Origin of the sequence: Lactobacillus sp. UMNPBX16, from assembly GCF_002553775.1 — a bacterium.
GTDB classification, from domain to species: Bacteria; Bacillota; Bacilli; order Lactobacillales; family Lactobacillaceae; genus Lactobacillus; species Lactobacillus crispatus.
This window is the reverse complement of record NZ_PCYU01000027.1, coordinates 99,538-112,121: the sequence shown is the minus strand read 5'-3', so window position 1 is coordinate 112,121 and position 12,584 is coordinate 99,538. Positions and strand designations below refer to the sequence as shown.

The 12,584-nt window shown below is 38.1% G+C and carries 23 protein-coding genes; all 23 read left to right on the top strand.

From position 1 onward, the window contains the following. Positions 1–7 precede the first annotated feature (7 nt). Positions 8–244, top strand: a complete 237-nt coding sequence (gene rplX, locus CP367_RS07185; protein WP_005720345.1) for a 50S ribosomal protein L24 — start codon at positions 8–10, stop codon at positions 242–244. A gap of 14 nt (positions 245–258) precedes the next feature. Then, positions 259–801, top strand: coding sequence for a 50S ribosomal protein L5 (gene rplE / locus CP367_RS07180; protein WP_005720346.1), 543 nt, complete (start codon positions 259–261; stop codon positions 799–801). A gap of 12 nt (positions 802–813) precedes the next feature. Continuing rightward, on the top strand, positions 814–999 hold the full coding sequence (locus tag CP367_RS07175) for a type Z 30S ribosomal protein S14 (RefSeq protein ID WP_013085815.1): 186 nt from the start codon (positions 814–816) through the stop codon (positions 997–999). Between the two features lie 24 nt (positions 1,000–1,023). After that, the gene (rpsH, locus tag CP367_RS07170; RefSeq protein ID WP_005720347.1) at positions 1,024–1,422 is read left to right on the top strand and encodes a 30S ribosomal protein S8; all 399 of its coding nucleotides are present in this window, start codon (positions 1,024–1,026) and stop codon (positions 1,420–1,422) included. Positions 1,423–1,446: 24 nt separating this feature from the next. Further along, positions 1,447–1,977: a 50S ribosomal protein L6 gene (gene rplF / locus CP367_RS07165; RefSeq protein ID WP_005720348.1), complete on the top strand. Its 531-nt coding sequence runs from the start codon at positions 1,447–1,449 to the stop codon at positions 1,975–1,977. A 26-nt stretch (positions 1,978–2,003) separates the two neighbouring features. Beyond that, complete coding sequence (gene rplR, locus CP367_RS07160) at positions 2,004–2,360, top strand: 50S ribosomal protein L18 (RefSeq protein WP_005724156.1); 357 nt, start codon at positions 2,004–2,006, stop codon at positions 2,358–2,360. Positions 2,361–2,377: 17 nt separating this feature from the next. Further along, positions 2,378–2,884 (top strand): 30S ribosomal protein S5, encoded by a 507-nt coding sequence (rpsE, locus tag CP367_RS07155; protein ID WP_005720350.1) that lies wholly within the window; start codon positions 2,378–2,380, stop codon positions 2,882–2,884. A 17-nt stretch (positions 2,885–2,901) separates the two neighbouring features. Next, positions 2,902–3,087: a 50S ribosomal protein L30 gene (rpmD, locus tag CP367_RS07150; RefSeq protein WP_005720351.1), complete on the top strand. Its 186-nt coding sequence runs from the start codon at positions 2,902–2,904 to the stop codon at positions 3,085–3,087. A 23-nt stretch (positions 3,088–3,110) separates the two neighbouring features. Further along, positions 3,111–3,551 (top strand): 50S ribosomal protein L15, encoded by a 441-nt coding sequence (gene rplO / locus CP367_RS07145; protein WP_005720352.1) that lies wholly within the window; start codon positions 3,111–3,113, stop codon positions 3,549–3,551. Next, positions 3,551–4,846 (top strand): preprotein translocase subunit SecY, encoded by a 1,296-nt coding sequence (gene secY / locus CP367_RS07140; protein WP_005720354.1) that lies wholly within the window; start codon positions 3,551–3,553, stop codon positions 4,844–4,846. The genes rplO and secY overlap by 1 nt, the downstream gene beginning before the upstream one ends. Before the next feature lie 10 nt (positions 4,847–4,856). Beyond that, entirely contained in the window at positions 4,857–5,513 is a 657-nt protein-coding gene (locus tag CP367_RS07135) for an adenylate kinase (RefSeq protein WP_005720355.1), read from the top strand. A 75-nt stretch (positions 5,514–5,588) separates the two neighbouring features. After that, positions 5,589–5,810: a translation initiation factor IF-1 gene (gene infA, locus CP367_RS07130; RefSeq protein ID WP_002878178.1), complete on the top strand. Its 222-nt coding sequence runs from the start codon at positions 5,589–5,591 to the stop codon at positions 5,808–5,810. Positions 5,811–5,826: 16 nt separating this feature from the next. Further along, a complete protein-coding gene (rpmJ, locus tag CP367_RS07125; protein WP_005721621.1) occupies positions 5,827–5,943 on the top strand; it encodes a 50S ribosomal protein L36 in 117 nt (38 codons plus the stop codon). A 20-nt stretch (positions 5,944–5,963) separates the two neighbouring features. Continuing rightward, complete coding sequence (gene rpsM / locus CP367_RS07120; RefSeq protein WP_005724162.1) at positions 5,964–6,314, top strand: 30S ribosomal protein S13; 351 nt, start codon at positions 5,964–5,966, stop codon at positions 6,312–6,314. Between the two features lie 24 nt (positions 6,315–6,338). Continuing rightward, the gene (gene rpsK / locus CP367_RS07115) at positions 6,339–6,728 is read left to right on the top strand and encodes a 30S ribosomal protein S11 (protein ID WP_003625817.1); all 390 of its coding nucleotides are present in this window, start codon (positions 6,339–6,341) and stop codon (positions 6,726–6,728) included. A gap of 45 nt (positions 6,729–6,773) precedes the next feature. Beyond that, entirely contained in the window at positions 6,774–7,712 is a 939-nt protein-coding gene (locus tag CP367_RS07110) for a DNA-directed RNA polymerase subunit alpha (RefSeq protein ID WP_005720363.1), read from the top strand. Positions 7,713–7,739: 27 nt separating this feature from the next. Next, positions 7,740–8,123 (top strand): 50S ribosomal protein L17, encoded by a 384-nt coding sequence (gene rplQ, locus CP367_RS07105; protein WP_005721620.1) that lies wholly within the window; start codon positions 7,740–7,742, stop codon positions 8,121–8,123. A 184-nt stretch (positions 8,124–8,307) separates the two neighbouring features. Then, on the top strand, positions 8,308–9,159 hold the full coding sequence (locus tag CP367_RS07100; protein ID WP_089146156.1) for an energy-coupling factor ABC transporter ATP-binding protein: 852 nt from the start codon (positions 8,308–8,310) through the stop codon (positions 9,157–9,159). Continuing rightward, entirely contained in the window at positions 9,135–9,980 is an 846-nt protein-coding gene (locus tag CP367_RS10860) for an energy-coupling factor transporter ATPase (protein WP_089146132.1), read from the top strand. Before CP367_RS07100 ends, CP367_RS10860 begins: the two co-directional genes overlap by 25 nt. A 3-nt stretch (positions 9,981–9,983) precedes the next feature. Next, entirely contained in the window at positions 9,984–10,781 is a 798-nt protein-coding gene (locus tag CP367_RS10855; RefSeq protein ID WP_023488520.1) for an energy-coupling factor transporter transmembrane protein EcfT, read from the top strand. Positions 10,782–10,785: 4 nt separating this feature from the next. Further along, positions 10,786–11,574: a tRNA pseudouridine(38-40) synthase TruA gene (truA, locus tag CP367_RS07090; protein ID WP_089146133.1), complete on the top strand. Its 789-nt coding sequence runs from the start codon at positions 10,786–10,788 to the stop codon at positions 11,572–11,574. Positions 11,575–11,678: 104 nt separating this feature from the next. Next, positions 11,679–12,122 carry a 50S ribosomal protein L13 gene (gene rplM, locus CP367_RS07085; protein WP_005720369.1) on the top strand — a complete coding sequence of 148 codons (444 nt, stop codon included), beginning with the start codon at positions 11,679–11,681 and terminating at the stop codon, positions 12,120–12,122. Positions 12,123–12,133: 11 nt separating this feature from the next. Next, positions 12,134–12,529, top strand: coding sequence for a 30S ribosomal protein S9 (gene rpsI / locus CP367_RS07080; RefSeq protein ID WP_089146134.1), 396 nt, complete (start codon positions 12,134–12,136; stop codon positions 12,527–12,529). Positions 12,530–12,584 lie beyond the last annotated feature (55 nt).

Here is a 12,584-nt window from a genome sequence, read left to right as displayed (position 1 = left end):
TGCACTGATGTTCGTTAAAACTGGTGACAAAGTAAAAGTTATTGCCGGAAAAGATAAAGGTAAAGAAGGTACTGTTCTTTCTGTTAACGTTAAGAAAAACCGTGTAGTGGTTAAGGGCGTTAACAAGATTAAGAAGCACCAAAAGCCTTCACAAAGCAATGCTAATGGTGGTGTAGTTGAATCAGAAGGTTCAATTCACGCATCAAACGTTAAAGTAATTAGTAGTAAAAAAGAAGATAAGTAGAAGGGAGGACACACATGGCAAGTTATTTAGCTAAGGAATACAACGAAAAGGTAGCTCCTGCATTAGAAGAAAAGTTTAACTACAAGTCATCTATGCAAGTACCTAAGATCGACAAGATTGTTTTAAACATGGGTGTTGGTGATGCAGTTTCTAACGCCAAGAACTTAGATGAAGCAGTTGAAGAATTAACTTTGATCTCAGGTCAAAAGCCATTAATCACTAAGGCCAAGAAATCAATCGCTAACTTCCGTTTACGTGAAGGTATGTCTATCGGTGCTAAGGTAACTCTTAGAGGCGACAGAATGTACGATTTCTTGTACAAGTTAATCAATGTTTCTCTTCCACGTGTTCGTGACTTCCGTGGTGTATCAACTCGTTCATTTGATGGTCGTGGTAACTACACTTTAGGTATTAAAGAACAATTGATTTTCCCAGAAATCGATTTTGATAAGGTAAACCGCACTAGAGGTTTAGATATTGTTATCGTAACTACTGCCAACACTGATGAAGAAGCTCGTGAACTTTTGACTCAATTTGGTATGCCGTTTGCAAGATAGTGGAGGACATTAATGGCTAAAACATCACAAAAAATCAAAAATCGTCGTCCTGCTAAGTTCTCTTCACGCGAATATACACGTTGCGAGAGATGTGGTCGTCCACACTCCGTATACCGTAAATTCGGGTTATGCCGTATTTGCTTAAAGGAATTAGCACACAAGGGTCAAATCCCTGGTCTTAAAAAGGCTAGTTGGTAGTATACGGTTAGGAGGATAGCTTAAATGGTCATGACAGATCCAATCGCAGATTACTTGACTAGAATCAGAAATGCCAACATGGCAAAACACGATTCAGTTGAAATTCCTGCATCAAACATTAAAAAGTCTATTTCAGAAATTTTGAAACGTGAAGGCTTCATCCGTGATTACGAAGTTGCAGATGATAACAAGCAAGGCGTTATCAAGGTATTCTTGAAATATGGTCCAAATGGAGAACGTGTTATCTCAGGTTTGAAGCGTATTTCTAAGCCAGGTCTTAGAAACTACGTTGGCGCTGAAGACTTACCTAAAGTTCTTAATGGCTTAGGCATTGCCATCGTTTCTACTTCTGCTGGTGTTATTACCGACAAGGAAGCAAGACAAAAGAACGTTGGCGGCGAAGTAATTGCCTACATTTGGTAATACTGACAGAAAGGAGAACAATCAATGAGCCGAATCGGTTTAAAGACTATTGAAGTCCCTGACAGTGTCACTGTTACCAAGGAAGGCGACAATATTACTGTTAAGGGCCCAAAGGGTGAATTAACTAGATACTTCGATCCAAAGATTAAGTTTGAACAAAAAGATGGTGAAATTAACTTTTCACGTTCAAGCGAAAGCGACAAAGCACTTCACGGTACTGAAAGAGCTAACTTAGCTTCAATGATCGAAGGTGTAGTTGACGGTTATAAGAAGACTTTGAAGTTAATCGGTGTTGGTTACCGTGCACAAGCACAAGGCAACAAGATTACTTTAAATGTTGGTTATTCACACCCAGTTGTATTGACTGCACCAGAAGGTGTTTCTGTAAAGGCAACTTCAGCAACTGATGTAGAAGTTGAAGGTGTTTCAAAGCAAGATGTTGGTCAATTTGCAGCTGAAATCCGTGCCGTACGTCCACCAGAACCTTATAAGGGTAAAGGTATTCGTTATGTTGATGAATACGTACGTCGCAAGGAAGGTAAGACTGGTAAGTAATAAGTAGTTATTTTTGAGGTGAAATTGTGATTTCTAAACCAGATAAAAACAAGTTACGCTTAAAGCGTCATAGACGTATTCGTGGAAAAATTTCTGGTACTGCTGAGCGCCCACGCTTAAGCATTTTTCGTTCAAATAAAAACATCTACGCTCAATTAATTGATGACGTAGCGGGTGTTACGCTTGCAAGCGCCTCAACTTTGGATGAAAATGTATCAGATGCAACTAAAGTAGAACAAGCTGCTGCTGTAGGTAAGGCAATTGCTGAAGCTGCAAAGGCAAAGAACATTTCTACTGTTGTATTCGACAGAAGTGGTTACTTATACCACGGCCGTGTTCAAGCATTAGCTGATGCTGCTCGTGAAAACGGATTAGATTTCTAGGAAAGGAGAATTAACACATGGCAAACCGCAATGATTCTCGTAACAATCGCAGAAACAAAGACGATATCGAAGATCAATTAGTCGCTGTCAACCGTATTACTAAGGTTGTTAAAGGTGGCCGTCGCATGAGATTTGCTGCTCTTGTTGTTGTTGGCGACAAGAAAGGCCGTGTAGGTTTTGGTACTGGTAAAGCTCAAGAAGTCCCAGAAGCAATCCGTAAGGCTGTAGAAGACGGTAAGAAGAAAATGATCAATGTACCTAAAGTTGGTACTACTATTCCTCATGAAGTTATTGGTCACTACGGTTCAGGTAACATTTTATTGAAACCTGCTGAAGCTGGTTCTGGTGTTGCTGCTGGTGGTGCCGTACGTATCGTTATGGATATGGCTGGTATCTCAGACGTAACTTCAAAGTCACTTGGTTCAAACACTCCAATTAACGTTGTTCGTGCAACTATCGATGGTTTGAAGAAGCTTAGAACTAGTGAAGAAGTTGCAAAACTTCGTCAACCTGAAAGAGCTTAAGATTAGGGAGATCATAGATGACTGATTTAAAGATTACTTTAATTAGAAGTGTTGCTCACCGTCTACCTCAACAAAGAAAGATCGTTAAAGCTCTTGGTTTAGGTAGAGTGGATAGTACTGTTGTTCTTCCAGACAACGCTGCTACTCGTGGTGCATTATTAAAGATTGCTCACTTAATCTCTGTTGAAGAGATTAACAAATAGAATATCAAGGAGGTGCCAAATTAATGAAGCTTCATGAATTACATTCTGCTGAAGGCTCACGTCGCAATAGAAAACGTGTTGGTCGTGGTACTTCAAGTGGTTACGGTAAAACTTCAGGCCGTGGTCAAAAGGGTCAATTAGCTCGTCAAGGCGGTCATACTCGTTTAGGTTTTGAAGGTGGTCAAATGCCATTATTCAGAACTATGCCTAAGCGTGGTTTTAAGAACATTAACCGCAAGGAATATGCAATTGTAAACTTAGATGATTTAAACAAGTTCGAAGACGGCAGTGAAGTAACTGTAGAATCACTTAAAGATAATGGCTTAGTAAAGAAAGAATTGTCAGGTGTTAAGTTACTTGGCAAGGGCGAATTAAAAGTTAAGTTAACTGTAAAGGTTAATAAAGTTTCCGCATCTGCTAAGCAAGCAGTTGAAGCCGCTGGCGGAACTGTTGAGGTGATCTAATGTTTTCGACCTTGAAGAACGCCTTCAAAGATAAAGAAATTAGAAATAAGCTCTATTTCACGCTCTTTATTCTTTTGCTGTATCGGATCGGTGCAAACATTACCGTTCCCGGTGTTAATGCGAAGGCGATCACGCAGGTTGCGCAAACTGGTTTAGTTCCAATGCTGGATACTGTATCTGGTGGTGGACTAGATAACTATTCAATATTTTCTTTGGGTGTTTCTCCTTATATTACGGCTCAGATTGTTATCCAGCTGCTACAGATGGATATTGTTCCTACGTTAGTAGAATGGGGAAAACAAGGTGAAGTAGGTCGACGTAAAACAAATCAAGTAACTAGATATTTAGCATTAGTTGTTGCTTTTATCCAGAGTATTGGTATTACGTTAGGCTTTAACGCTTTAACTCAAATGGGTTTGGTAAAGAATCAAACACCACAGACTTATATAGAAATTGCTATTGTTATGACTGCTGGAACTATGTTATTAACATGGTTGGGTGATGAAATCACTGATAAGGGTCTAGGTAATGGTATCTCAGTAATTATTTTTGCTGGTATTATTGCAAGACTACCAAGTGGTCTATGGCAAATTTATAAGGAAGAAATTATTAATAATAGTGCTAGTGATCGTTGGCAAGGCATTTTGTTCTTCATCGCGGTTATAGTTGCAATCCTTATCGTAACTCAATTTGTTACATGGGTTGAACAAGCTGATCGTCGTATTCCAATTCAATATACGAGAAGAGCGACGATGAGTGGTTCTGAAAGTTTTCTACCATTAAAGGTTAATGTATCTGGAGTTATTCCGGTTATTTTTGCCAGTTCATTTATTGTTACACCGGCAACGATTTTAATGGCCTTTCAAAGAACCCAGGGCGATCAACAATGGTTTAAAGTAATGAACCAAATCTTTAGCTTACAAACTACTCCTGGGGTAATTATCTACACTCTTTTAATTATCTTATTTACATTCTTCTACGCTTTCGTACAGGTCAACCCTGAGAAGCTAGCAGAAAACTTACAAAAGCAGGGTGCTTATATTCCTAGTGTATGGCCAGGAAAAGATACTCAGGATTATATTTCAAAGATGTTGATGAAATTATCAACAGTAGGTTCATTATTCTTGGGCTTAGTTGCTTTACTGCCTCAATTGGCTACTAACTTTTGGAATCTCCCAAGTTCCATTGGTTTAGGAGGAACAAGTCTTTTAATTGTGATTGGGGTTGTTCTCGAGTTATCTCGTCAAATTAACGGCTTGTTAATGAAGAGAGAATATGTTGGATTCATCAGATAGGAACGGATAAATGATTAACTTAATTCTTTTAGGGTTACCAGGTGCTGGTAAAGGTACAGCATCAGAGCGAATCGTTGATAAATATCACTTAACTCATATTTCAACTGGGGATATGTTTAGGGAAGCAATGGCTAACAAGACGAAGGTTGGTCTTGAAGCTAAGAGTTATATCGATAAGGGTAATCTAGTACCCGATGAAGTTACTGCAAAGTTGGTTGAGGAACGTTTAAGTCAACCTGATATTAAAGAAGGTTTTATCTTAGATGGTTTTCCAAGAACCACTGTACAAGCAGAACTTTTAGATGGTATTACAAAACGTTTGGAGAAACCTTTAACAAATGTCATTGCGCTTGAAGTTGACGAAGACACTTTGATTAAGCGTTTATCAGCAAGATACATGTGTAAAAATTGTGGAGCTACTTACAACAAGCTTTCCAAGCAGCCAAAAGTTGAGGGCACTTGTGATCGCTGTGGTGGCCATGAATTTTATCAACGTGAAGATGATAAACCAGAAGTTGTTAAGAATCGTCTTGAAGTTAATGAAAAGATGAATGCACCTTTGAAGGACTTTTATCAGAAGAAAGGCTTGCTCACTGTAATTAATGGTGAACAAACTCCAGAAAAAGTCTTTGAAGATATTGATGCGGTATTGAGTAATAATCAATAGAAGAAAAATTTGTATAATTTTTTATCCGTGTTATAATTTCAAAGTATATGACTGTTTAATTGCGGAGGAACAACTTTGGCAAAAGATGATGTCATTGAAGTAGAAGGTAAGGTAGTTGATACCTTACCTAATGCTATGTTTAAAGTTGAATTAGAAAATGGAGCCACAATTTTAGCACACGTTTCTGGTAAAATTAGGATGCACTACATTCGTATTTTGCCGGGAGACCGTGTGACTGTGGAATTATCTCCATATGATTTAACTAAAGGTAGAATTACGTATCGGTTTATAAAGTAATATAACGGAGGGAAACATGAAGGTTAGACCATCTGTTAAACCAATGTGTGAACATTGTAAAGTTATCAAGAGACATGGCCGTGTGATGGTAATTTGCTCAGCAAATCCAAAGCACAAGCAACGTCAAGGTTAGAAATAGAGGGGGTGTAGTTTATGGCTCGTATTGCTGGTGTTGACTTACCAAGAGATAAAAGAATCGTTATCGCTTTAACTTACATTTACGGTATCGGTGAAGCAACTGCCAAGAAAATTTGTGCTGATGCTGGAGTATCTGAAGATATTCGTTCAAAGGATTTAACTCCAGAAGATCAAGAAAAGCTTCGTGCTGAAGTTGACAAGTACCGTGTTGAAGGTGACTTACGTCGTGAAGTAAGCATGAACATTAAGCGTTTAGTTGATATTGGTTCTTACCGTGGTATTCGTCACCGCCGTGGACTTCCAGTTCGTGGCCAAAATACCAAGAACAATGCTCGTACTCGTAAGGGTACTAAGAGAAATCGTTAATTTTATTTATAAGGAGGTTTATTGATGCCTGCAAAGAAAACAGCACGTAAGCGTCGTGTGAAGAAGCATGTTGAAAGCGGTGTAGCACACATTCACTCAACGTTTAATAATACTTTAGTCATGATTACTGACGTTCAAGGTAATGCAGTTGCTTGGTCTTCAGCTGGTGCATTGGGCTTTAAGGGTAGTCGTAAGTCTACTCCATTTGCAGCTCAAATGGCAGCTGAAGCAGCAGCTAAGAGTGCAATGGACCAAGGCATGAAACACGTAGAAGTTTCAGTTAAAGGTCCTGGTGCTGGTCGTGAATCTGCTATTAGATCACTTCAAGCAACTGGTCTTGAAATTACTGCAATTCGTGACGTTACGCCAGTTCCTCACAATGGTTCCAGACCACCAAAACGTCGTCGTGTTTAATTTTGTCCTTGATATAGGACGTAACGTTTTGAAAGGGGCCCAGTAATGATTGAATTTGAAAAACCAAATATTACCGTTGTTGAACAAGAAGATTCTTACGGTAAGTTTGTTGTTGAACCACTTGAGCGAGGCTTTGGTACTACTTTAGGTAATTCTTTAAGAAGAGTATTACTTACTTCTATTCCAGGTACTGGACTTGTTTATGTGCAAATTGATGGCGTTTTACACGAGTTCTCAACAGTTCCTGGCGTCAGAGAAGATGTAACCAAGATCATCTTGAACTTGAAGAAACTTGAATTAAAGTCTCTTTCAGATGAACAAAAGGTTATTGAATTGGACATTGAAGGTCCAGCCACAGTAACTGCTGATGATCTTAAAGTTGATGCAGACGTTCAAGTCTTGAATCCGGATCAATATATTTGTACCATTGCTGAAGGTGGACACTTGCATATGGAACTTGCCGTAAAGAATGGTAGAGGTTATGTTGCTGCAAGTGACAATAAGAGTGATGACATGCCAATCGGAGTTATCCCAGTTGACTCTTTATTCTCACCAATTAAGAAGGTTAACTACCAAGTTGAATCAACTCGTGTTGGTAAGAGAGATGACTTTGATAAGCTCACTTTTGAGATTTGGACTGACGGTTCAATCAAGCCTAATGACGCCCTTAGTTTTGCTGCTAAAATTTTAGTTGAACACTTTAAGGTATTTGAATCAGCAGATGCAAATGCTAAATTCAGCGAAGTAATGGTGGAAAAGGAAGACGATAAGAAGGAAAAGAAGCTTGAGATGACTATCGAAGAGCTTGACCTTTCTGTTCGTTCATATAACTGCCTGAAGCGTGCTGGCATTAATACTCTTCAAGAGTTAACTGACAAGACAGAATCAGATATGATGCGTGTACGTAACTTAGGACGTAAATCATTGGAAGAAGTTAAAAATAAATTAACCGACTTAGGTCTTTCACTTCGTCAAGAAGACTAAGCTTAGGTGAATAAAGGAGGCAAATCCATGGCATACCGTAAATTAGGTCGCGATAGTGCTCACAGAAAAGCAATGCTTAGAGAAATGACTACTCAATTAATCATGAACGAACGCATTGTTACTACTGAAACTCGTGCTAAAGAAGTTCGTAAGACTGCCGAAAAGATGATCACTTTAGGTAAGCGCGGCGATTTAGCAGCTAGAAGAAAGGCTGCTGCATTTGTACGTGACGAAGTTGCAGATGTTCACGAAGAAAAAGATGCAGTTGTTGTTAAGTCAGCATTGCAAAAGCTTTTCAGTGATGTAGCACCTCGTTACAAGGACCGTAATGGTGGTTACACCAGAATTTTGAAGTTAGCCGTTCCTCGTAAGGGTGACGCTGCTCCAATGGTTATTCTTGAATTAGTTTAATTTAGAGTAACACAACTTAATACGTATTAAGAATTATCCATGAAAGTGAGAATAAGCGTAAAGATGATGGCGCAAGCTTAGTCTAGCTTAGATGATAAAAATCATCCCTCTTCATGGGTGATTTTTTTTGCTCTTTTTTTCTGTTACAATTGCTAATAAGCGATTTAAGAAAGGAAGTGGAAAAATGCCAGTAGATAGTGCTGTTGAATTTAAGGATGTCTCATTTACCTATCCCGATACTAAAAAAGCGATTCTTGATCAGATTAGTTTTAAAATAAAAAGAGGTTCCTGGACATCTTTGATAGGTCACAACGGTAGCGGTAAGTCCACAATTTCTAAATTAATTAATGGGTTACTTTTGCCTGATTCTGCTAATAATTCTAGAATCAGTGTTTTAGGAATGACGTTAAATCAAAAGACAGTCTGGGATGTTAGGGAAAAAGTCGGTATTGTATTTCAGAATCCAGATAATCAGTTTGTTGGAGCTACTGTTGGCGATGATGTTGCTTTTGGGCTTGAGAATAGAGCTGTTCCTCGGGAGCAAATGGTAAAAATAGTCAGAAAAGTTTTAGCAGACGTTGGAATGCTGGATTATATAGATGCAGAGCCAGCTAATCTTTCTGGTGGACAAAAGCAAAGAGTAGCAATTGCAGGTATTCTTGCCGTAGAACCGAAAATTATTATTTTAGATGAATCAACTTCGATGCTTGATCCTAAGGGGAGAGAGCAGGTGCTAAACATTATTAAGCATTTAAAGAAAGAGAAGAATTTGACAGTTATTTCGATTACACATGACATTGATGAGGCTAATATGGCTGATGATGTGATCGTCTTAAATGATGGCAAGATTTTAGCTCAAGGAACTCCAACGGAAATTTTTAGTAAAACTGAAATGTTGCAAGAAATAGGGCTAGACATTCCATTTGTACAAAAATTAATAAATAAATTAAATGAAGTGGGAATTTCTGTACCTAAAAATATAAAAACGAAAGATGAGTTGAAACAATATCTATGTCAATTAAATTTGAAAAAGTAAATTATATCTATTCTCCCGGAACTTCAATGGAGAAAAAAGGATTAGATAATGTTTCATTTGAATTAACTGAAAATAGTTTTGTTGCATTGGTAGGTCATACCGGTAGTGGTAAGTCGACTTTGATGCAGCATTTTAATGCATTACTGAAGCCGAGTTCAGGAACAATTGATATTGCTGGTTATCATATTACTGCTCAAACAGGAAATAAGAATTTGAAAAAGTTACGCAAGCGGGTTAGTTTGGTTTTTCAGTTTCCTGAAGCACAGCTTTTTGAAAATACTGTGCTTGAAGACATTGAATTTGGTCCTAAAAATTTTGGAGCAACCGATGATGAAGCTAAAAGTAAAGCTTTGAAATGGTTGAAGCGAGTAGGATTGGATGAATCGCTAGCAAATAAGTCGCCATTTGAGTTATCTGGAGGACAAATGCGGCGTGTTGCAATTGCTGGGGTAATGGCTGATGAACCAGAAATTTTATGCTTAGATGAGCCAGCAGCGGGGTTAGATCCTAAGTCTCGTAAGGAAATGATGAAATTATTTGTTGATTATCAAAAAGCAGGTCATACTGTAATCTTGGTTACGCATAATATGGATGATGTGGCCGAATATGCAGATGATGTTTTAGTGATGGAACATGGTAAATTAATTAGACATGATGCGCCTAAGGCGATTTTTACTAATAAAAACTGGCTAGAAAAGCACTATTTGAGTGAACCAACGGCTAGTCTTTTTGCCTCAGATTTGATGAACTTTAACTTTAAAGATAAACCGTTAACACTGGATCAGCTTGTTAATGAAATTAAGAAAAATTTGCGAGGGTAGTTTATGAGTAAGATAATTGTAGGACGTTATATTCCGGGAGATTCTCTTATTTATAAAATGGATCCTCGGAGTAAATTATTAGTTACCATATTATTTATATTGGCTATCTTTTTAGCTAATAATTCAATAACTTATGCGATTGTGACCATTTTTTGCTTCTTAGCTGTAGTTGCTACAGGATTAAATGCAAAGGTATTTTGGGATGGCGTTAAGCCTTTGATTGGTTTAATTTTCTTTACGTCGCTTTTGCAATTGTTTTTTATGACTGGTGGTCATATTTATTGGCATTGGTGGATTTTTTCATTATCTAGCTACGGTTTGATTAATGCAATCTATATTTTTATTCGTTTTACATTAATTATTTTAATTTCAACAGTAATGACAGTTACTACAATGCCACTTGAAATTGCTGATGCGATGGAATGGCTGCTTAAGCCGCTTAAGTTGTTTAAAGTGCCGGTGGATAAAATTGCGTTAGTAATTTCAATTGCGCTTCGTTTTGTACCGACTTTGTTTGATGAGACTTTTAAAATTATGAATGCGCAAAGATCACGTGGAGCGGACTTCAATGACGGTGGTTTAATTCAACGTGCTAAGGCAATTACGCCCATTTTGGTTCCGTTGTTTATTCAGTCTTTAGAAACGGCAATTGATTTATCTACAGCAATGGAATCACGTGGTTATCGTAGTAGTGAAGGACGAACTAAATATCGCGTTTTAAGTTGGTCAAAATATGATTTAATTGCATTATTTTATTTTGTACTGTTAGTCGGATTACTATTAATTTTTAGGACACATTAGAAATATGACAACAAGATATAAAATGACGATGGCTTATGATGGTCATCTTTTTCATGGCTTTCAACTTCAACCAGACCAGCGAACTGTTCAGGGGACAATTGAAGATGCGTTGAAGAAAATGACTAAGGGGCAGCGTGTGATTGTGCAGGGGTCAGGTAGAACTGATGCCGATGTACATGCGGTTGGACAGGTAATTCATTTTGATTATCCTGGTAAAACTATTCCAGCCAATCGAATGATTTTGGCAATGAATTCTATGATGCCAACCGATATTATCTTCGATGATTGCCAAATTGTTGATGAGAATTTTCATGCGCGTTATTCGATTAAGGGGAAATGGTATCGCTATCGTGTTAGTTTAGATCATTTTGTTAATCCTTTTAAGCGTTTTTATACTGGTCATTTTCCGTATCCATTAGATATTGAAAAAATGCAGGTTGCAGCTCAGGACTTATTGGGTAAGCACGATTTTACCAGTTTTGCGGCCAGCGGTGGTCAAATTGAAGATAAAGTTCGGACCATTTATTATGTAAACATTACTAAAGACGAAAAAGAAAATGAAGTAATTTTTGATTTTATTGGTTCAGGCTTTTTGTATAATATGGTACGGATTATGGTAGCGGCGCTACTGGAAATTGGTAATGATCGTAGGCCAATTCATGACTTGCAACGAGTAATTGCTGCCAAGGATCGTCAAGAGGTAAGACAAACTGCTCATGCGAGTGGTTTGTACCTTTATCATGTTTTTTACGATGAAATCCCACAAAAATATCGTTTAGACCAGCATTTATAATTGACTTTTTCTCTAAAAGGACGTACTCTAGTATAGTATGTTTGTCCACGATAGGCCCCGGAAACTTATTGTTTTCAAACTGCAAATAAACGGAGGAATTTAAATTGCGTACTACACCATTAGCAAAATCTAGTGAAATCGAACGTAAGTGGTACATTATTGATGCAACTGACGTAACTCTTGGTCGTCTTTCTGCAGCTGTTGCCACTATTTTGAGAGGTAAGAACAAGCCTCAATACACACCTAATGTTGATACTGGTGATAACGTTATCGTTATCAACGCATCAAAGATTAGATTGACTGGTAAAAAGGCTTCAGACAAGTTCTACTACCACCACTCATCATGGCGTGGCGGCTTGAAGGCCGTATCTTACGGTGAATTGCTTGCTAATAACCCAGTTAAGATGGTTGAAATCTCAGTTAAGGGTATGCTTCCAAAGAACACTCTTGGTCACCATGAATTCATGAAGATGCATGTTTATGCTGGCGAAGACCACAAGCACGAAGCACAAAAGCCTGAAAAGTTAGATATTAACAAATTAATCTAGGAGGTTATACAATGGCACAACAAGCTACATACACAGGTACTGGTCGCCGCAAGAATTCAGTTGCGCGTGTTCGTTTAGTACCAGGTAACGGTAAGATCACTGTTAACGATAAAGATGTTGATCAATACATTCCATTCCCTAACTTGGTTAAGGACTTGAAGCAACCATTAACATTAACTGAAACTGAAGGTCAATACGACATTCACGTTAATGTTAACGGTGGTGGTTTCTCAGGTCAAGCTGGGGCTATCCGTCTTGGTATCGCTCGTGCTCTTCTTGAAGTAGACCCAGACTTCCGTGGTCCACTTAAGAAAGCAGGTTTCTTAACCCGTGACCCAAGAATGAAGGAAAGAAAGAAGCCAGGTTTGAAGAAAGCCCGTAAAGCTTCACAATTCTCAAAACGTTAATATTTACGTTCAAAAATGTTGTTATATCAACGTTTTGGAAACTTCAGATGGTCAC

Bases quoted from the DNA above. Each gene is read 5' to 3' on its own strand.
- CP367_RS10860 (WP_089146132.1), top strand. From the start codon at position 9,135: ATGTCAATTAAATTTGAAAAAGTAAATTATATCTATTCTCCCGGAACT.
- CP367_RS07135 (WP_005720355.1), top strand. From the start codon at position 4,857: ATGATTAACTTAATTCTTTTAGGGTTACCAGGTGCTGGTAAAGGTACA.
- CP367_RS07100 (WP_089146156.1), top strand. From the start codon at position 8,308: ATGCCAGTAGATAGTGCTGTTGAATTTAAGGATGTCTCATTTACCTAT.
- CP367_RS07110 (WP_005720363.1), top strand. From the start codon at position 6,774: ATGATTGAATTTGAAAAACCAAATATTACCGTTGTTGAACAAGAAGAT.
- rpsM (WP_005724162.1), top strand. From the start codon at position 5,964: ATGGCTCGTATTGCTGGTGTTGACTTACCAAGAGATAAAAGAATCGTT.
- rplQ (WP_005721620.1), top strand. From the start codon at position 7,740: ATGGCATACCGTAAATTAGGTCGCGATAGTGCTCACAGAAAAGCAATG.
- rpsH (WP_005720347.1), top strand. From the start codon at position 1,024: ATGGTCATGACAGATCCAATCGCAGATTACTTGACTAGAATCAGAAAT.
- rpmJ (WP_005721621.1), top strand. From the start codon at position 5,827: ATGAAGGTTAGACCATCTGTTAAACCAATGTGTGAACATTGTAAAGTT.
- CP367_RS10855 (WP_023488520.1), top strand. From the start codon at position 9,984: ATGAGTAAGATAATTGTAGGACGTTATATTCCGGGAGATTCTCTTATT.
- rplX (WP_005720345.1), top strand. From the start codon at position 8: ATGTTCGTTAAAACTGGTGACAAAGTAAAAGTTATTGCCGGAAAAGAT.
- rpsE (WP_005720350.1), top strand. From the start codon at position 2,378: ATGGCAAACCGCAATGATTCTCGTAACAATCGCAGAAACAAAGACGAT.
- rpsK (WP_003625817.1), top strand. From the start codon at position 6,339: ATGCCTGCAAAGAAAACAGCACGTAAGCGTCGTGTGAAGAAGCATGTT.
- rplE (WP_005720346.1), top strand. From the start codon at position 259: ATGGCAAGTTATTTAGCTAAGGAATACAACGAAAAGGTAGCTCCTGCA.
- rplO (WP_005720352.1), top strand. From the start codon at position 3,111: ATGAAGCTTCATGAATTACATTCTGCTGAAGGCTCACGTCGCAATAGA.
- rpsI (WP_089146134.1), top strand. From the start codon at position 12,134: ATGGCACAACAAGCTACATACACAGGTACTGGTCGCCGCAAGAATTCA.
- truA (WP_089146133.1), top strand. From the start codon at position 10,786: ATGACAACAAGATATAAAATGACGATGGCTTATGATGGTCATCTTTTT.
- rpmD (WP_005720351.1), top strand. From the start codon at position 2,902: ATGACTGATTTAAAGATTACTTTAATTAGAAGTGTTGCTCACCGTCTA.
- CP367_RS07175 (WP_013085815.1), top strand. From the start codon at position 814: ATGGCTAAAACATCACAAAAAATCAAAAATCGTCGTCCTGCTAAGTTC.
- secY (WP_005720354.1), top strand. From the start codon at position 3,551: ATGTTTTCGACCTTGAAGAACGCCTTCAAAGATAAAGAAATTAGAAAT.
- rplF (WP_005720348.1), top strand. From the start codon at position 1,447: ATGAGCCGAATCGGTTTAAAGACTATTGAAGTCCCTGACAGTGTCACT.